General features: G+C 44.6%; 12 protein-coding genes. 2 read left to right on the top strand and 10 right to left on the bottom strand.

Features of this window, described 5'->3' with window-relative positions:
• Together AAFP11_RS20995 and AAFP11_RS20990 are read right to left on the bottom strand one after the other, a co-directional pair.
• Positions 1-227, bottom strand: a 227-nt coding sequence (locus AAFP11_RS20995; protein ID WP_341738818.1) for a biliverdin-producing heme oxygenase, incomplete at its 3' end; no start/stop codon positions are given.
• Positions 228-518: 291 nt separating this feature from the next.
• Complete coding sequence (locus AAFP11_RS20990; RefSeq protein ID WP_341738817.1) at positions 519-5,339, bottom strand: ATP-binding protein; 4,821 nt, start codon at positions 5,337-5,339, stop codon at positions 519-521.
• Positions 5,340-5,640: 301 nt separating this feature from the next.
• Between AAFP11_RS20990 and miaA the strand changes: the two genes are divergently transcribed.
• Positions 5,641-6,552, top strand: a complete 912-nt coding sequence (gene miaA, locus AAFP11_RS20985) for a tRNA (adenosine(37)-N6)-dimethylallyltransferase MiaA (protein WP_341738816.1) — start codon at positions 5,641-5,643, stop codon at positions 6,550-6,552.
• 174 nt (positions 6,553-6,726) lie between these two features.
• On the opposite strand, the gene AAFP11_RS20980 is transcribed toward miaA, so the two are convergent.
• The 7 genes from AAFP11_RS20980 to msrP form a co-directional block, all read right to left on the bottom strand.
• Positions 6,727-8,841 (bottom strand): DEAD/DEAH box helicase, encoded by a 2,115-nt coding sequence (locus tag AAFP11_RS20980; RefSeq protein ID WP_341738815.1) that lies wholly within the window; start codon positions 8,839-8,841, stop codon positions 6,727-6,729.
• Positions 8,838-10,037 (bottom strand): BREX system ATP-binding domain-containing protein, encoded by a 1,200-nt coding sequence (locus AAFP11_RS20975; RefSeq protein WP_341738814.1) that lies wholly within the window; start codon positions 10,035-10,037, stop codon positions 8,838-8,840. The genes AAFP11_RS20980 and AAFP11_RS20975 overlap by 4 nt, the downstream gene beginning before the upstream one ends.
• 3 nt (positions 10,038-10,040) lie before the next feature.
• On the bottom strand, positions 10,041-11,294 hold the full coding sequence (locus AAFP11_RS20970; protein ID WP_341738813.1) for a BREX system ATP-binding domain-containing protein: 1,254 nt from the start codon (positions 11,292-11,294) through the stop codon (positions 10,041-10,043).
• A 2-nt stretch (positions 11,295-11,296) separates the two neighbouring features.
• Positions 11,297-12,136 carry a hypothetical protein gene (locus AAFP11_RS20965; protein WP_341738812.1) on the bottom strand — a complete coding sequence of 280 codons (840 nt, stop codon included), beginning with the start codon at positions 12,134-12,136 and terminating at the stop codon, positions 11,297-11,299.
• Positions 12,137-12,188: 52 nt separating this feature from the next.
• Positions 12,189-12,851, bottom strand: a complete 663-nt coding sequence (locus tag AAFP11_RS20960; RefSeq protein WP_341738811.1) for a Uma2 family endonuclease — start codon at positions 12,849-12,851, stop codon at positions 12,189-12,191.
• Between the two features lie 22 nt (positions 12,852-12,873).
• Entirely contained in the window at positions 12,874-13,533 is a 660-nt protein-coding gene (locus AAFP11_RS20955) for a Uma2 family endonuclease (RefSeq protein ID WP_341738810.1), read from the bottom strand.
• Positions 13,534-13,701: 168 nt separating this feature from the next.
• Positions 13,702-14,685, bottom strand: a complete 984-nt coding sequence (gene msrP, locus AAFP11_RS20950) for a protein-methionine-sulfoxide reductase catalytic subunit MsrP (protein ID WP_341738809.1) — start codon at positions 14,683-14,685, stop codon at positions 13,702-13,704.
• Positions 14,686-15,133: 448 nt separating this feature from the next.
• Between msrP and AAFP11_RS20945 the strand changes: the two genes are divergently transcribed.
• Entirely contained in the window at positions 15,134-17,260 is a 2,127-nt protein-coding gene (locus tag AAFP11_RS20945) for a serine/threonine-protein kinase (protein WP_341738808.1), read from the top strand.
• Here AAFP11_RS20945 and AAFP11_RS20940 read toward each other — a convergent pair.
• Positions 17,235-17,360 carry a hypothetical protein gene (locus AAFP11_RS20940; RefSeq protein ID WP_341738807.1) on the bottom strand — a complete coding sequence of 42 codons (126 nt, stop codon included), beginning with the start codon at positions 17,358-17,360 and terminating at the stop codon, positions 17,235-17,237. The two genes, AAFP11_RS20945 and AAFP11_RS20940, sit on opposite strands and share 26 nt — an antisense overlap.
• Positions 17,361-17,369: the final 9 nt, after the last annotated feature.

Genomic DNA, 17,369 nt, shown 5'->3' with positions numbered 1-17,369 from the left:
CGATTCAACTCAGAAAAGTAAATTTTTGAAATCACCGGATGCTGTTTTTGGCGTTCCATTTCCTCTTCTATGGCGGAGTATACAAAGTAGAGGTTGCCTACTAATTTCCGGTAAGATGTCTTTTCTACAACGCCTTTTAAAAAGCACTTGACAAAACCGACATTTTCTGCCATTGTGTGAGATTTTTTCGTTCCTTCACGCAATTTGGTCGCTAAATTGATGCTCATAATATATTGTCCAACTTTCTATTTTCGTGGTTGTCGATGGATGCGCCAACAATCTAAAAAATACCTAAGTTATTACCTTAGACTGATTTAATGAGAGATTGTATTAATTTTTATAACAAAACCTATACTGGGCAGAAGGCACAAGGCATAACGCAGAAAATCAAGGGTTTGGGCCAATGAAAACGTCCTCAGCATCTTGGCGGTTGCTATAAAATACACAAACAGTTTAGTCAGTAGTCGTCAGTCATTGGTTGTTAGCTACTGACTACTGACTACTGACTACTGAGCAACTTAGATGTCTAAGTCCAGCAGGTTGAGTTTGGGACCGTAGGTTTCGATGAATTCGCGCCGGGGTGCGACTCGATCGCCCATTAAGATGGTAAAGATGCGATCGGCCTCGGCAGCGTCATCGATTTCCACTCGTTTCAGTGTCCGAGTTTCCGGGTTCATCGTGGTATCCCACAACTGTGTCGGCATCATTTCGCCCAAACCTTTGAACCGCTGAATCGTGTAGTTCGCATTCGCCGGGAATTCATTCCGAATCAAATTGTTCATTTCGCGATCGCTATAACAGTAGTAATGATTCCGTCCCCGTTCCACTTTATACAGAGGAGGACAAGCAATGTAGATGTAACCTTGTTCTACAAGTGCTCGCTGATAGCGATAGAAGAAAGTAAGCAACAGCGTGCGGATGTGGGCTCCATCAACGTCAGCGTCAGTGTTATGGGCGCACAAACCACCAGTACCGCAGACAAAGTTTTCATCATCTTCGACGGAGAAATCATAAACATAGTCGCCTACTAATTCAATCTCCTCAGCCGAAATCACTTTCAGTCCCATCAAATCATCGCTAATTGGCACGTAGTCCGATGATTTGCGACTAGGGCGTGCTAGATGTGCTTCAATCAGATCGGCATTGGCGTGTCGCTGCCAAATTTGGCGGCACAGTTCGAGCTGATTTTTGCTACAAATTGCGATCGAATAATAGGGATGTCGCGTTTGAATTTCCGCATCTACAGCAGTAGAGGGTTCGTGACGAGTTGGACTGGCAATCATCCCCAACTGTCCTAACAAATAAAGCAACCCATCTTTCAGCTTGGGAGAATTAGTTGTCAGGGATAAATGACTGCCTCCTGTTGTACCATCGCCGAGGAAATAGCCTTCGAGAAAAGCCATTTGCAGTTCTTCTGTCAAGCTAAACACAATATCTGGCAGTTGCTTCAAATGTGCCTGTTTCCCTAAACCCCAAGCTTGGATTAATCGCGCCGCTGCAACGCTGTGGAAGTAGAGCTTAATTCCGTCACTGTCTGGGTCGTTATATTGGCGAGGTGTTTCGTTAAATACCGACTCAATGACAGCAATTATTTCCGGAATAAACCGCAGATCTTTCTTGCCTAAGTTAAGGCTAACTTGATGTTTGCTGAGAGTTCCCTCCGCTACATACCAGCCCATAAACCACATCAATTCCCGACTAATAGGTAGGTAGCGGGCAAACGCTTTGTCGCCGTGTGCTTGTGGCACAATTTGCACATCTTCGCCCAGTTGTGCTATTTCGCTGGCTGTGAAGTCATCGAGCGGTTTGTAACAGCTAACTTCGCGCCAACGGGCATTTTTGCTGGTATCATCTTGAGCGAGGCGATCGTCAATTTTCGACGGCAGCATTTCGTAGACAACATTGTCACTGTTACCAATTGCTTCAAGATAAGTCAAGAAGTGAGATAAAATTGGGCGACTGATTCCACGTTCCCACTGGCTAACTGTGACTGGCTGTTTTACTCCCACGGAAGCCGCAACTTGCTTTTGGGTAATGCCGATTGCTTCGCGCTGTGCGATTAATTTTTGCCACGCTTCCGCATCTATTTGTACTCGCGGTTCACTCCATTGATCGGGGACAGAAACTTTTGCCAAGACACGCTGACTTGCAACTTTTCGCACGTCCTCACCTTTGAGATAAAGTGATTTGGTTAACTCAGCACTATAGAAAGTTTCCAACAAATCTATCTGCGTTGGGCTTGCTGCTGGACGAGGTAAACGCCGACTGGCAACTAGGAGGTCTCCTGGCTTAACTTCGTTACCTTTTTTGAGAATAACTTCGTTATTTTCAAAGACAAAAACGCTGTGAGATGATGTCACTTTGATCGATCGATTGTAGCGCGTTGTTAGTTTATACATCCCTTCCTCATGTCCGTGACGAATCACGGCTTTCAGAGGGCGAAAACGAGTAGCATGAGTAGTTTGATCGAAAGACATCACTTGATATCGATCGGCAGCGCGGCGGCCTTCTACGCAGTCATCGATAAACCCACCAATGGTGACGAATTCAGTGCGTCCTGTATCGTCCATCACCAGTGTTGGTTCGTCCCCTGCTACGCTCATAATCACTATATGGTGATACCGCAATTGTGCCGGATCGAATTCTTCGCCTTTAATCCCTAAACCAAGGGCTGTAATTAACGATTGAATTTCGTTATTTTTGTAGATTTTGGCATCGTCTGTTTTCTCAATGTTGAGGATTTTACCCCGCAATGGGAGAATGGCTTGGAATTGGCGATCGCGCCCTTGTTTAGCACTGTTATGAACAAAGACTCCCGCAGCTAATGCAAAGTTGTGGCTGTTGGGAACTTCGATGTCATAAACATCATAGCGTTCTGCTACGGCTTCGATCTTGACCACGCGGTGATTGTAGTTCCGAACTGCTTGACGAGCATAGAGTGCGTCTCCACCAAAATAGCGATCGCAAAAAGTCTCATACTTCAACAAACACTTATCTTTTTTGGTTCGGCGATAGAGATTGTAATAATCAACATCAACCCAGCCCATTTTCATCTCAACAGCCTTCAAAGCTTCCAGAGTTTTGCGGTAATAAGTTTCATCCAAAGCAGCTTTGCGTTTGCGGCGAAACTCTGGTGTCCACTGTTCCTTCGTTTTTTCACGCCTCCACTCTAATAAATTCTCATCTTGCCATTGTTCTTTAGCAAGTTGTGAATGAGCAGCCCGCGCTTGAGGATTGTTAGCAAAATGATTCCGAACCCGTTCCGACTGAGCTAAACGGTTTTCTTCGCAACTCCAATATTCTTGTTGCGCTCGATCCAACAGTTCATTATTGCGGTGGCGATAAGTTTCATTAGTTTCGTAAAACTCCCGCCACTTGCTAACCATGTAGGCCTTATAATCTTCATCTTCCCACTGAGCTATAGCCTGCTGGCGGGTCTTCTCCATTACATCAGGTCGGTGCAACGTTTTCTCAAGATGCGCGCGATGAAGAGCCAAATGTTCTTCAGCAGGAAGGCGGAGAATATTTGTCGGGTTGTTGTTGAGTTTGTTGAAATCAACATGATGTCGGTGATTGCCATCAGCTTCCTGATAAACACCATGTTTGAGGTTGTGAAAATCCGCTAAAAGATGAGTGTAAATCCACTTATCATTCTCAGGATTCCAAACCATTTCATAACCGTCTAATCCCCACCCATGTTTGTTTTTTTGAGAAAACTTGCGGTAAAGCGGCATTAATGAATCTTCTGGACGCAGTAACTCTGCTGCTTTATAAGAGCCATCTCGCAACATAAATCGGTGGTCTGGAGTGCAAACAATTATTTCTCCGTTATCCAAGGTAAGTTTGATTACTTCAGCGTTTTCCTTGGTCATTCGAGCGTTAACAATCTGCTCGACACAGATGTTTCCACTGTCTTTAATAGTGTAGCAAAAGTGTTCTTTACCTTCTGCTTGTTCATCAACTATCTCTTTGATAGTTTTTGTGGTGCCATCAGCCAATACTATTTCCTGCGACGAGAGAAAACACCCGCCGGCTGAATCCCCCTCGACCAGGTATATCTCAGACAGGGCGGGGTCTCTGGAGCTACAGTCCGCTAATTTTCCGGGCAATGGAGACGATTCTAAGACCGATTTACGGCGGACTAAATCGCGGGCACGACGGGCTGCTTCCGCCGCTTTAAATGCCTGAATTGCTTTTTCCAAAATAGCATCCGCTACCTGGGGGCGAAACTCTAAATATTCGGTCAATACTTCGCCAACCAAGGAATCGACAATTCCCCGAACTTCAGTATTGCCTAGCTTAGTTTTAGTTTGTCCTTCAAATTCTGGATCGGGAACTTTGACGGAAATAACGGCTGTTAAACCTTCCCGCACGTTTTCACCGGCGAGGTTGGGTTCGTTTTCTTTGATTTTGTTGCGCTTACGGGCGATCGAATTCATCGTCCGCGTCAACACGGCCTTCAAACCTTCTAAGTGTGTGCCACCGTCGATCGTCCGAATGTTGTTAGCAAAACCGAGAACATTATCGCTAAAAGCATCAACACACCACTGCAAAGCCACTTCTATTTGCACGTTATTGCGTTCGCCTTGCACGTAAATCACTTCTTCATGCAAAGGCTGCTTTTCCCGGTTCATGTAGGCGATGTATTCCTTGATGCCGCCCTCGTAACAGTAAGTTTCGATGCGAGGTTCGCCACTTTTGAGTAGTTCCAAACGGTGGTCGCCAAAAGTAATTTTAACGCCCGCATTCAAGTAGGCTAGTTCTCGCAAACGCGCGGAAAGTATAGTGTAATCAAATTCAATGCCTGTGCTAAAAATTTGAGTGTCTGGCAAGAAAGAAACTGAAGTGCCGGTGCGATCGCCTTTGTTGGGCTTGGCATTAAGTTCGGTGACAGGATTGCCTCTTTCGTAGCGCTGTAAATGTTCTTTTTGGTCGCGCCAAACTGTGACTTCTACCCACTCCGACAGCGCGTTCACCACCGAAATACCTACACCGTGCAATCCTCCCGAAACCTTGTAGCCACCACCCCCAAACTTACCACCGGCGTGGAGTACAGTCATTACTGTTTCTATTCCCGATTTGCCAGTCTTGGCAACAATGCCGGTCGGAATCCCCCGCCCGTCGTCTGTAACGGTAACGGAACCGTCGGCGTTGATCTCAACTTCGATGTGAGTGCAGTGGCCAGCCAGCGCCTCATCGATCGAGTTGTCAACTACCTCGTAAACTAGATGGTGGAGTCCTCGCGGGCCGGTGGTACCGATGTACATCCCCGGTCGTTTGCGGACTGCTTCGAGACCTTCGAGAACTTGAATTTGGTCGGCGCTGTAGCTGCTGGTCATACAAAAATAGCTCCAATAATGAGGCTAAAGCCCCAAAAGCTTCTAAAATGGGAAAACTTCTAAAATTATAGCACAAAACCCTTAATGGCGATGCTAGGGCATTCTGAAGGGAAATTTATTGAGGGGATGGATAGCTGGGAGCGGGGCGGACTTTTTGTGGTCAGCTAGGAGAGTTGAGTGCGATCGCCCGCCAGCAAGTAAGCTATGGAAGAAGCAACAAGCAACAAGGAATCAGGGAAATTAAATCAAATCAATGGTTTCAGCAATTGAACAAGTCGGAGTGCACCCAGAAGGTTGCTCTATGTCTAAATTAATTACGATTTGTGGTGCGACGGCGACGGGGAAGTCGGGAGTGGCTGTGGCTGTGGCTTCGCGGTTGCGATCGCCCATTTTGAGTGCAGACTCTCGTCAAGTGTACCGCGAATTTGACATCGGCACTGCCAAACCCACAAAGGTCGATCGCACTTCGGTACCGCATCACTTAATTGACATCTGCGATCCGAGGGAAACGCTAACACTGGCAGAGTACCAGGAACAAGCTCAAAAGTTAATAATGGCTTACGATGTTCCGCTGTTGTTGGTGGGAGGGACAGGTTTATATATTAAGTCGATCGTGCGCGGTTTGAAAATTCCCAGAGTTGCACCCATGCCAGAATTGCGATCGCAACTGATCGAACTCGGTCAACCCCAATGTTACCAGATGCTCAAGCAAGTCGATCCATCTGCTGCTGAGAAAATTCACCTCAACGATCCAGTCAGAACGTTAAGAGCACTAGAAGTATTTTATGTGACTGGGCGATCTATTTCCGAACAGCAGGGAGAAAATCCTCCAAGTTATCCTATCTTGCAAATTGGCTTGGATTGCGACATGGAAATTTTGACCAAACGAATAGAACAGCGTACTAATCAAATGTTAGAATCCGGTTGGATTGGGGAAGTTGAATATTTGTGTCAAAAATATGGGTGCGATTTGCCCTTACTAAATACTCTGGGATATCAAGAAATCAAACAATATTTGGCTGGTGATATTAAACTGGAAGAAGCTAAAAAATTAACAATTTTGCACACACGACAATTTGCGAAGCGTCAGCGGACATGGTTTCGAGCTTATCCTGAAATTGAATGGTTTGATGTTAGTAAGCCGGATTTGTTGGAGCGAGTTTGGCGGAGAGTACAGGAATTTGTGAAAGATGATTTTGGCGATCGCAAATAATCATGTTAATAAGTTCGTAGTCACGACGACAGTCCTCTCAGAAGGCTGTGATCTCAAATCCGGCTGCACCGGAATGATTAAACCACAGAGGGCGCAGAGGACACAGAGTCAGAGAATAGAGAGATGAATAATTCCGATGAAGAGAGGATTTGATCTGAGATCATATTGAACCTTTCAACGATAAGTAGCAGGAAATAAAACTTCTATTTGAGGAAAGGCGAGCACCGGATCAGAATGAGCCAATCTCACCAATACTCTGCGGAATGTCTCATTTCTTAACCAATCTTGCAGGAATTCGCGCAATTGAAGCTCAGCAGGTAGCAATGTTTGATAAATAGATCGTTCCGAAGATGTCTCTAAAAGCCGATAAAAAACTGATTCGTAGGCTTGTGCTTCTGTGGGAATAGATGCCCAGTTAATGGGTGATATTACCAGCAGCGAAACATCATCAGCTTTGTAATCTAGTTGCTTATGAATCAGAGCTACAGCCTTATTTACCAAGTAGCCTCCAAATGTAAAATAGCGGATACCTTTGGATGAACGAATATAGGGAATCTGGTCAATCCTACAAATCCTTCGCAGGTTGTCTCTCGCTTTTTCCAAACTTTCGTGTAGGCTCCGGGTTAAAACCTCACTCGGCAATTCCTGATTGTGGATGATTTGCCAGACGCGATCGCAAACAAAAGCATCTGTGCTAATTCCTCTACCCCCATAGGTAAAATCAATGGCACTACCTTTTTCAGATGATGGTTCAACAAGGATACCAGCCATCGAAGCCTTGCGTACCCGCCAAATTTTACCTGCAAAACGTACCAGAATTCCTAGTCTAACTCTGAGCAAGTTCTCAGCAGGAACCTCACCTAAAACTTTAGATGTGTAACGTAATTCTATGGTTTGGGAACTCCGGCCAAAGTTACCGTAGATCATTCGATAATCGACAAGTTTGTGTAGGTTTGCATCAGCACCATATTGATTTTTAAAACCGTGACGCTGAAGATAACTATTATTAGCTAATTCACCAAGTATTGTTTCGATAGATGAGCGTTCTAGATAGTCTTGGTGATCGAATAGCTTGCACAATTCTGCAATTCTAGTGAAACGACCACCATCCGATGCAATGATACTGAGACATTGTTGCCCAACCGCTCCAAATAATTCCTGGGGAGAGCGAATGGGTAACTCACCTTTTTTTGCTGCATCGACAAGAGCAATAAAACGCAACGAGTCAAAGATTACATTATCAGAATTATCCGGTACTAGGCAGATAACATTTGTTTTATTGGCGCGTCGATTACTGCGACCAATTCGCTGTAGGAATGATTCAACCCCACTGGGTAATCCCCAAAGAATCACAGCATCAATGTCACCGATGTCAATACCAAGTTCTAATGTACTGGTAGCAATACAGATCGCAGTTCTTGCAGCAGTAAATTTTTGCTCAGTTTCAACTCTAACTTCTGGGGAGAGAGATGAGTAATGAGTAAAAATGAGGGAATTCAAGCTTTTTTCATGCTGCAAAATTCCTGCTAATCGTTCACATTCTCGCCGCGAATTAGTAAATATCAATAGTTTAGTCGGTCTCCCTTCTGTCAACTTGCAAATGAGCTTCAGAAAGCTGGCTTCATCAGCAATATGCCGCACATGGGCATCAATAGAACGATGAGCAGGAAATTGAAGGAATTCAGCACTAGCTGCTGATCCAAACAAGAAATCGCGCACGTCTGAAAGTCTCCCCACTGTTGCAGATAAGGCAGCCCATTGCAACTCTTGTCCTAAGCTTTTTTGGAGTCTTTGAAATAGGATAGATAGTTGCAATCCTCTCTGCGTGTTGTAGAGAAGATGCACCTCGTCAATAACTACAGCGCAAACTGTTTGTAAAGTTGCATCTTTGCGGAAAAGTAGCACTTCCAGGGATTCTGGCGTTGTTACTAGAACGTGAGGTGTTTGCCCAGATACTAAATCATCGCGATCGCCATGACGTATGCCAACACGAAGTCCCAATTTATCCAATGGGGGATACAGCCGCTTTTCTAAATCGTTCACCAGTGCCTTCGTAGGGGCAATATAAATCAGAATCAAGGCTTCAGTTGTGACAGCTTTTCGCCAATAACGACTTAGCAAGGGAGCCAAAACAGCCTCAGTTTTCCCAGAACCAGTACCAGAAGATAGGACAATATTTTGACCCTTTACTAGCGGTTCTATAGCAGCTTCTTGTACCGGACGCAAACTTGTAAAACTTCCATAAAATGCTGAAGCAACACGGCGCTCTAACAATTCAATGCTACTCATTCTATTTCCTCAAGCTGTCGGTCTAAAAACTTCACAACTTCCTTAATCGTTTGACGAGTACGGTCTTGAACTGCAATAGTGCCAGTTTTTTTGACAATTGCAGTCAGACCTAGTTCAATAGCCGATGAATTAGTATCCCATCCATAAGCAATTCCATGAAAGTCCTTAATTTTTATGGTTAACTCTTGTAACTGACTGAGTTCTAGGGGACTCATTTCAAAGGTAGAAAGCGCATCCAATTGAGCATAGTCATAATCCCACCGACCCTTACTAATCAGACGATTCCTGCACTTGCTGACAAATTCTGGTGTCACAGCAAAAAAACTCATGCCCTGAAATTGCTGACCTGCAAAAAACTGGAATAGATTTTGAAATGCCATTTCTTGATGGGCTATATTTGTAATGTTAGATAAAACATCCTCAAATTCATCGAAAAGTATGATAATTCCCCTCATTCCCGAAGCACAGGCAAGGGTATGAATATCTCTAATTGCTGCCCAAGACTGAGCGTAACCTTGAGCTTTAAAATCAAACAGAAGTGCTTTTGTTGTATAGTTTTGCCACTTTATTGTGCGAGTTAATTCTAGTTCTTCTCGGTAGCACATCCGGCTTTTATGTATCAACTCCTGATAAAGCTCCTGTGTCTTATAATTACTTTTATGAAATAGCAAATCCTCTACTAAATCTTTATTAACTCTTCCGCTCATCCAAGCGCGCAAGGCAATAAAAATAGCTGGAGATTCAAGGGATTGAGAAAAATCCCATTGCCCGTTATTCGTTATTTTTTGCCATTGCTTACCTGCTGTTCCTTTACTCTCACGTGCTTGTTCGCAAACCCAGTCAAAGAAAGGGCGGACACCTCTATATTCAGAGTTGTTTGGAATCTCTAAACCACGCCAGATTGCACCCAACATCTGATCCATGCGATTGAAACGGACAGCAGATTTAGCATCCAGGGTTACGGAACTAACAGCAAAATTTGCTTTTAAAGCTGTTTCACGGATAAATCGCAACAAGTGACTTTTGCCAGAACCGTAGTTAGCTTTTAGCAATAGCGCATCCGTTTTTCCTTGTTGAAGCCTAGCGGTCAGCTCCGTAATCTCTGACAGTCTACCTACTGTGAAGTAGCGTACTTGACCATCAGGGGGAATTCCAAGGCGAAGAGATTCAATAACTCGCTGCACTTCTACATTCACCGATTATTCCTCCCTCGCACGAGCCATTGCGTCATCGTATATGATCTCCGCTGGCCTGATTTCTCCTTCAAGATGGTCATCAAAATGTATAATCAAAGCTATTACTAGGACGCGCCAAAAGCGAACAGGACCAAATTGCGAATACTCTTTATAAAGTTCTTTTACAAAAAATTCAACTTGTACTTCAGAAGGTAATTCTCGTGCCGCTTCTGGATAAGCAGTTGCATAAATACTCAGGATTTTCTTAGCCGCAGTCTGATAGTCTGATAGCTCTGTTACTACCTGATCAAAATTCCAGATAGTATCTAATGCTCTCGGTTGACCTTCTTTTTTTGGCTCGCCGATTCGTCCTGACAAAGCTCCATAAGTTAGGATTCCGTGTTTGGGGTGGCTGAAAAAGTCAGGCGTGGTTGCATAGATGAGAAACAGACCCTTCAGGGCTTCAATATTATTGATCAGAGATAACAAATTGTTGTGAGCATCCCGTAGAGAGGATTTACGCATAATAGAGTAAGACTGTTCAGCCTCATCAAACAGAATGAGTAATCCTTTGTAGCCGGAAAGACGCACAAATCCGGCCAGGGATTGTAGCATTAGTTTTGCATTATCTTTGTTGACAATTTTATTAACTTCAAATCGCCTGCGATACATCACCACGCTACCTTCTCCACTAAACCATTGGAGAATTTCAGCTCTATTTTGTTCTTGAAGAGCTAGATCGGGAGAGTCAGGCAGAAAAGTTTCCCAGTATTTTTGAATCATCTTTTTAAAATCAATATCAATGCTCCTATCGAGAATCAGAGCTTCTCTAGCTTTAACGTAATCCTCGTAGGAAACTTCGTTACTAACTTCACAATTGCCTGTAGATAAATAAGCTAAAGATTCTTTTAAAACTTGCCCAAAGGGTGCTGCTTCAGTTTCAGTTAAGTAAGATGCCGTTGAAATATTCCGCAAAATAGAATAAAAAACGCTCTCAAACTTATTTAAAGCTGCTGCTTGATCCAACTGTACATTAGAGACTAGGCAGTTATTTTGAAAGGCGACTTCCCGAAGCCTCCTAAAGAAGTGGGTTTTTCCGGCTCCCCACGAACCGTTGAGAAAACGGATGATTCCCTTTTCTTCTATGCCGCTTAAATGAAATTTTTTAATCCCTGCGATTAATTTTTCATTTCCTACTGAATATAAATCAACACCACGCTGGGGTGGAGTACCTTTGCGAAGTGACTCAACAACCTGACTAGCAATGCGCTGATCCATAATTACACCTTTTTAAAGAACATGAAACCGATATAGCGTTTTTGCTCTATGTGAAGAAGCATTCCTTGATTAGTTTCTTTCGTCTGTTGTAATTCCAGACGGCAGCCATCAATCTCTATTGGCCCTTGCTCAACCAGCCGTGAAAGGTCGATGAGGAATTCATCTGTACGAAATCCACTTTCGTTCTTTCCGAGACGTTGCGTGATATTGCGAATAGGAATCGTTGCTCCATCTGATAGTTTATCTTTCTTGAGTATTGCCAAATATTGGGATAGGAGCTTTTTAAGAAATTTTTTCCCATCAAAAGTTCGCCCAAAAATCCTCTTGTGTTCTCGTTGTACAACCTCAACTATAGCTCCTATGTCAGCAGGGAATTCAACCATTTTTGATGATTCATAGTTAGACAAGCTTGCTGTTTTTTTCTGGTCATCTATATCAAGCTGAAAGAATCCCTGATCAAACTTGTAGCGGGGATGACGACTGTCTTGATCTAACTGTAAGCTAGTCGCCTGACAAGCTTTTTCTAAATAGGCTGGAAACCGATGTGGCTTAAGCTCTTGGGCCCGCTCTTTGGCTACCCGATAAATATCATCCATTAGGGAAACTTCCGAGGACTGATCAACCCTCATCTTCTCTATAAGGTGCTTGTGCTTATCCAATAAATCCAGGCAGTGCAGCGGCCACTGTTTGTGGAGGAACCGGTTAAGGTTGTCCCAGAGCTTGCAAAGGCGTTCTACTTCCTCAGCCTGCGCTTTGATGTCTTTTTCTCTCTGGGTGGTGGAGGCTGCTTGTTCTCTGGCTTGCTCTAAAATTTTTTCAGGGAAAGGATTTATTTCAACCATAGGTAAATTTTACAAAATAGACGTGCAATATGCTGTATTATATAACTTGAGGCTAACTTTGACTCTGCAAAATCTCTCTAATTCTTTGCCGAAACAAACGCACAGCCGAACGCTGTCCGATTGTTCTGCTTTGTTCGATGAAACCGGGAATTTCGGCAACGGGTAGAAAGGGGAAAGCTAAACTGCGATCGCACTTTTGATATTTCCCCTCCACAAGTTGATAAACTTGCAGAGATTGCCGCCGATATCTCCAAAGTTCGGGAACGCCAAGAGCAGCATATATGGCATCTTTATTAACAGAAGAATTCGTGTAATCTGATTCTATTACTAAATCAGGTGGCAAATCCTCTGGCAATTTGATATCTCTTTTACCTCTGACGCTGGCTTCATTTTGAATGTAGAAACAACTATCTGGTTCGACAGCGCGAGTTAAATCTTCCCGTTCAAGAGTCAGAGAACCAGCTTTCATCACTTCGATTTCTAGCTCGTCTGCTGTCGCTTCAATCAAACTTTCTATCAGTCCTTTCGGAACTTCATGTTCTAGATACGGCATTCTGATTTCTAATACTCCTCTATCGTAAGCAATTCTCCAAGCTCTATCGTCCCCAACATCTGCCAGCAATGCTTTAAAAGTTGACCAACTGACACCTTTTAAAACAACTCGGTTTTCTGGGGTAATTTCCTGCTCGACGGGAGTTGATGTTGTTGTTACCATTAAAGTAGGTCTGATTTGAAGGTTAACTTTGACTTAGTAAAATCTCTTTAATTCTTTGCCGAAACAAACGCACAGCCGCACGCTGTCCGATTGTTCTGCTTTGTTCGATGAAAACCGGAATTTCGGCAACAGGTAAAAACGGAAAAGCTAAACTGCGATCGCACTTTTGATATTTCCCCTCCACAAGTTGATAAACTTGCAGAGATTGCCGCCGATACCTCCAAAGTTCTGGAACCCCAAGAGCAGCATATATGGCATCTTTATTAACAGAAGAATTCGTGTAATCCGACTCTATTGCTAAATCAGGTGGCGGGTCATTTGGTAAATTGATATTTCGGCCTCTAACTAAATATTCATTTTGAATATAGAAACAGGAATCTGGTTCCACAGCGCGAGTTAAATCTTCTCGTTCGATAGTCAAAGAACCGAGACTTCTAAGTTCAATTTCCAGCTCATCTACAATAGCTTCCACAAAGCTTTCTATCAGTCGTTTGGGTTCTTCGTGTTCTTCCAGTGGCATCCTGATTTCTAAGACTCCTCTATCGTAAGCAATTCTCCAAGCTCTATCGTCCCCAACATCTGCCAGCAATGCTTTAAAAGTTGACCAACTGACACCTTTTAAAACAACTCGGTTTTCTGGGGTAATTTCCTGCTCGACGGGAGTTGATGTTGTTGTTACCATTTAACAATTCCTTGGTAGCTTCATCAGTGTTTATTATAGTCTATTTATCGTTCCCAAGCTCTGCCTGGGAATGCCTGAATTCGATGCTCTGCCTCGCGGGAATAGGGAGGCAGAGCCTCCGGATCTGCGTTCCCAGGCAGAGCCTAGGAACGAGGGATTTTCCGTCAGTTAACTGTACAAACTGGCGACATATTCCCCGTAGCCATTATAGGGCAAAGTCGGGCGAGTTTCCCAGGACCAACTGTTACCTGGACCGACTACTCTTTCGCTAGCTTGTGACCATCGTGGGTGTGGTCGATCGGGATTGACATTGGCTTCAAAACCGTATTCATTCGGACCAATTGTATTCCAAAAAGTAGGTGGCTGTTTCTCGACAAATTCAATTTTAACAATCGATTTTGCACCTTTAAAACCGTACTTCCAAGGAATTACTTGCCGCAGTGGCGCGCCATTTTGTTTGGGTAGTTTTCTGCCGTACAAACCTGTGGCAAAAAAGGCTAAATCGTTAGCCATTTCTTCAATCCGCATTCCCTCGGTATAAGGCCAAGGATAAAATTGCGACATCAAACCGGGGCCGGGAGTAATTTTGGGGTCGTAAAAAGATGTGAAGCGAACAAATTTTGCCTTTGAAGTTGGTTCGACATCAGCCATCAGCAATTTCATCGGAAATCCCACCCAGGGAACTACCATCGCCCAGGCTTCTACGCAGCGAAATCGATAGACTCTTTCTTCGATGGGGAATTTTTTGGAGAGTTCGTCAATGTCATAAATTCGAGGATTTTTTACTAAACCTGTAACTTCTACTTTCCAGTTTTCGGTGGGTAAGGCTTGGGCTGCTTCCCAAATAGATTTTGTGCCGCCGTATTCATAAAAGTTATTGTATTTTGTCGCTAGGGCTTCGTCTGTAATTGCCCGATCGACTTTAGCGAAAGCTGGATTGCGGGTTAAGCCGGAATATGCTTGAGTTGCTGTTTGTTCCAAAGCTGTATTCGCTCCCGAATTGCTCTTGCAGCCCGCAAGTGGCAGGAGTGAAGCAGTGACACCGACTCCAATTAAATTGGTCATAAACCGGCGACGGTTGAGAAAGACGCTTTCTGGAGTAATTTCTCGATCGAGAATTTCCCAGGATTTTGGAATACGAATCAACGGCATAAGTAATAGTTAAAATTTAGTAGTTACTGGTTCCAGAATATTCAACAAGTTATCCAGCAGTCTTCAGCGAACACAGCGCCAAGAAGCGACTATTTCGCGGCCAAATCACAAATAAATTATAACGTAATGTTACTAAAACCCAACAATTTCACAACCAGGGCGCGATCGACATATTAAACAGCCCTCATAGGAAACTCCATGGATTTGAGATGGGAGATTGACGATTTGAGCCTAGGGAGGAATCTGGGGGCTCTAGCCCAGCAGCTTGCCGTCAGTAATAATATTTTACGCGCGATCGACGCGAGGCAAGAGTGGCTAAAATCTGGGAAACAATTATCATAGAACAAATATTGCAATCATTTAATTTGCCCACAGGAAGCGGCACCCACCGCCCCGCTTTCCTCCCCCACTAACCAGAGTCGGATGGGGGTCTCCAGCGGAAAGACAAATGAGTTACTGCATCAATTCCCATTGTCCTCACCCCCAAAATCTCGATCGCGCTACAGTATGCCAAAGTTGCGGCTCGAATTTGCTACTAAAAGGGCGCTACCGAGTCTTTCACACCCTAGGTGAAAGTCTCACAACCCGCACTTTTTTAGCAGTAGATGAAGACCAACCTTCCCAACCCCGTTGCGTAATTCAACAATTTTTCGAGGCCGAAACAGTCGCTGACGGTCAAAAACTACGAAATCCAACATTTTGCGCCCCAGACTGGGCCCTCGATGAGTTGGGAAAACATCCCCAAATACCACAACTACTGGCATCTTTTGAACTCGACTCCCGCCAGTATTTGGTACAAGAATACATCGAAGGTCGCAATTTGACCACCCAACTCTCAGAAAAAGGTGTTTTTAAAGAAATTCACATTTGGTATATCCTGAGCGAATTGTTGCCCGTACTGCAATTTGTTCACGACCATCAACTGATTCACCGAGATATCAAACCCTCCAATATTATTCACCGGAAATCCCCTCAAGCAGTGACAGCTTTGGGAGAAAAGGAAAGTCTCGGAGGTCTAGCTTTAGTCGATTTCGGCTCAGCAATTCCCGCTAACAGCGGCCCGCTGAAAACAGCCACAGCCACCGGTGCTGCTGAATACGCAGCCCCAGAACAAATTCAAGGTCAAGCTATTCCCAGCAGCGATATCTATAGTTTAGGCATCACCTGCATTCATTTGCTAACAGGAATGTCACCCTTTGATTTGTTTGATATCAAAGCAGATACCTGGGCCTGGCGGCATTATTTGAAAGTGCCGGTTTCGGCAAGACTAGGCCGCATTCTCGATCGCATGGTACAGCGCGAAACCTCGAAACGCTATCCCACAGCCTCGGCAATTCTCCAAGACATCAAACATGGCCCGGCATCGATGGATCTGATTCTGGGCCAGCCACAGTGGACTTTAGGCGCTTGGGCTGGGGCGGTTGTCGGCTTGCTATCCCTGGTTCTGGGTTCTCGTTTCCAGTCTCCCCAGCCCCAGGCTTTCACTTATCAAGAACCTGCTACTATTCCTGAAATTCGGTTCAATCCCCCGCCCATGTCCGATTTCCAGCCTCAGACATCACCAGAACCTGTGGCGGTGCGAACTCTGACGACTCTTGACCAAAACCCCGTTTGGGCAGTGGCTGTCACCCCCAACGGCCGCGCCATAGTCAGTGGTAATAACGACGGGACAATTCGCCTCCTGCACAAGCGTCACGGCAAAGTGCTCAAGGTTTTAGCCGGACATTCCGGCCCGGTGTGGTCCGTGGCTGTTAGTCCTGATGGCCGGACGATCGCCAGTGGCGGTGCTGATAATACAATTAAATTGTGGAATCTCTACACCGGCAAGTTGATTCGGAGTTGGGAAGGACACAAAGATGGCGTGTTCTCCGTGGCTTTCAGTCCCGATGGTACAGTAATTGCCAGTGTCGGTAAGGACAAAACTTTGAAATTGTGGCAAGTAGACGACGCTGTTGAGTTAGAAGCTTTTAAAGGGCTTTCCGATCAGGTACAGTCGGTGGCTTTCAGTCCCGATCGACAAACTCTAGCTACTGGCAACAGCGATGGTACTATCAAGCTTTGGAACTGCCAGACTGGCGAATTGAAACAGACTCTCATTGGTCATTCTGACGCCGTTTGGTCTCTTGCTATCAGCCCCGATGGTCAAACTCTCGCCAGTGGTAGTTGGGACAAGACTGTGAAGTTGTGGGACATTAGTCCTAATCATGAGTCTCCTTTACCTGGGGATTCTCAGTTACCCAATTTTACAGACAATTCCGATCGCCTTGAGTCTCATGATTTTAGTTGGAACATCAAAGTAAGTCATGATTCTCTACAGCCCAAGGGTTCTTTATTGCGGACTTTGATTGGCCATGCCGATCGAATTCAGTCTCTAGCTTTTAGCCCCAATGGTGACAAGTTGGCCAGCAGCGACTTGAGTGGCACTATCAAGCTGTGGCAGACGAATACTGGCGAAATGACTGGTACGCTTAAAGGTCATACTACTTGGGTAGAATTGGCTTTTAATCCTCAAGATCAAACTCTCGTCAGTGGTAGTTTTGATGACACGATTAAGGTGTGGCGGCTTTCTCCTTGATTGTGCGATCGCTCGGAGTTAGAATCCCTTCAGTAAAACGCTGTTTTTTGAGAGTCCCGACTTCTTCTACGAAGTCGGGACTCTGGTTATAATTATTCATTAACGATGC

The sequence above is a fragment of the Microcoleus sp. CAWBG640 genome (genome assembly GCF_020883015.1).
Lineage (GTDB): Bacteria > Cyanobacteriota > Cyanobacteriia > Cyanobacteriales > Microcoleaceae > Microcoleus > Microcoleus anatoxicus.
This window is presented reverse-complemented; position numbering and strand designations above follow the sequence as displayed.

What these genes read in the sequence shown, in the direction of transcription:
- AAFP11_RS20980 (WP_341738815.1), bottom strand. Translation starts at nt 8,841, where the DNA reads ATGAGTAGCATTGAATTGTTAGAGCGCCGTGTTGCTTCAGCATTTTAT.
- AAFP11_RS20945 (WP_341738808.1), top strand. Translation starts at nt 15,134, where the DNA reads ATGAGTTACTGCATCAATTCCCATTGTCCTCACCCCCAAAATCTCGAT.
- AAFP11_RS20960 (WP_341738811.1), bottom strand. Translation starts at nt 12,851, where the DNA reads ATGGTAACAACAACATCAACTCCCGTCGAGCAGGAAATTACCCCAGAA.
- miaA (WP_341738816.1), top strand. Translation starts at nt 5,641, where the DNA reads ATGTCTAAATTAATTACGATTTGTGGTGCGACGGCGACGGGGAAGTCG.
- AAFP11_RS20940 (WP_341738807.1), bottom strand. Translation starts at nt 17,360, where the DNA reads ATGAATAATTATAACCAGAGTCCCGACTTCGTAGAAGAAGTCGGGACT.
- msrP (WP_341738809.1), bottom strand. Translation starts at nt 14,685, where the DNA reads ATGCCGTTGATTCGTATTCCAAAATCCTGGGAAATTCTCGATCGAGAA.
- AAFP11_RS20955 (WP_341738810.1), bottom strand. Translation starts at nt 13,533, where the DNA reads ATGGTAACAACAACATCAACTCCCGTCGAGCAGGAAATTACCCCAGAA.
- AAFP11_RS20970 (WP_341738813.1), bottom strand. Translation starts at nt 11,294, where the DNA reads ATGGATCAGCGCATTGCTAGTCAGGTTGTTGAGTCACTTCGCAAAGGT.
- AAFP11_RS20965 (WP_341738812.1), bottom strand. Translation starts at nt 12,136, where the DNA reads ATGGTTGAAATAAATCCTTTCCCTGAAAAAATTTTAGAGCAAGCCAGA.
- AAFP11_RS20990 (WP_341738817.1), bottom strand. Translation starts at nt 5,339, where the DNA reads ATGACCAGCAGCTACAGCGCCGACCAAATTCAAGTTCTCGAAGGTCTC.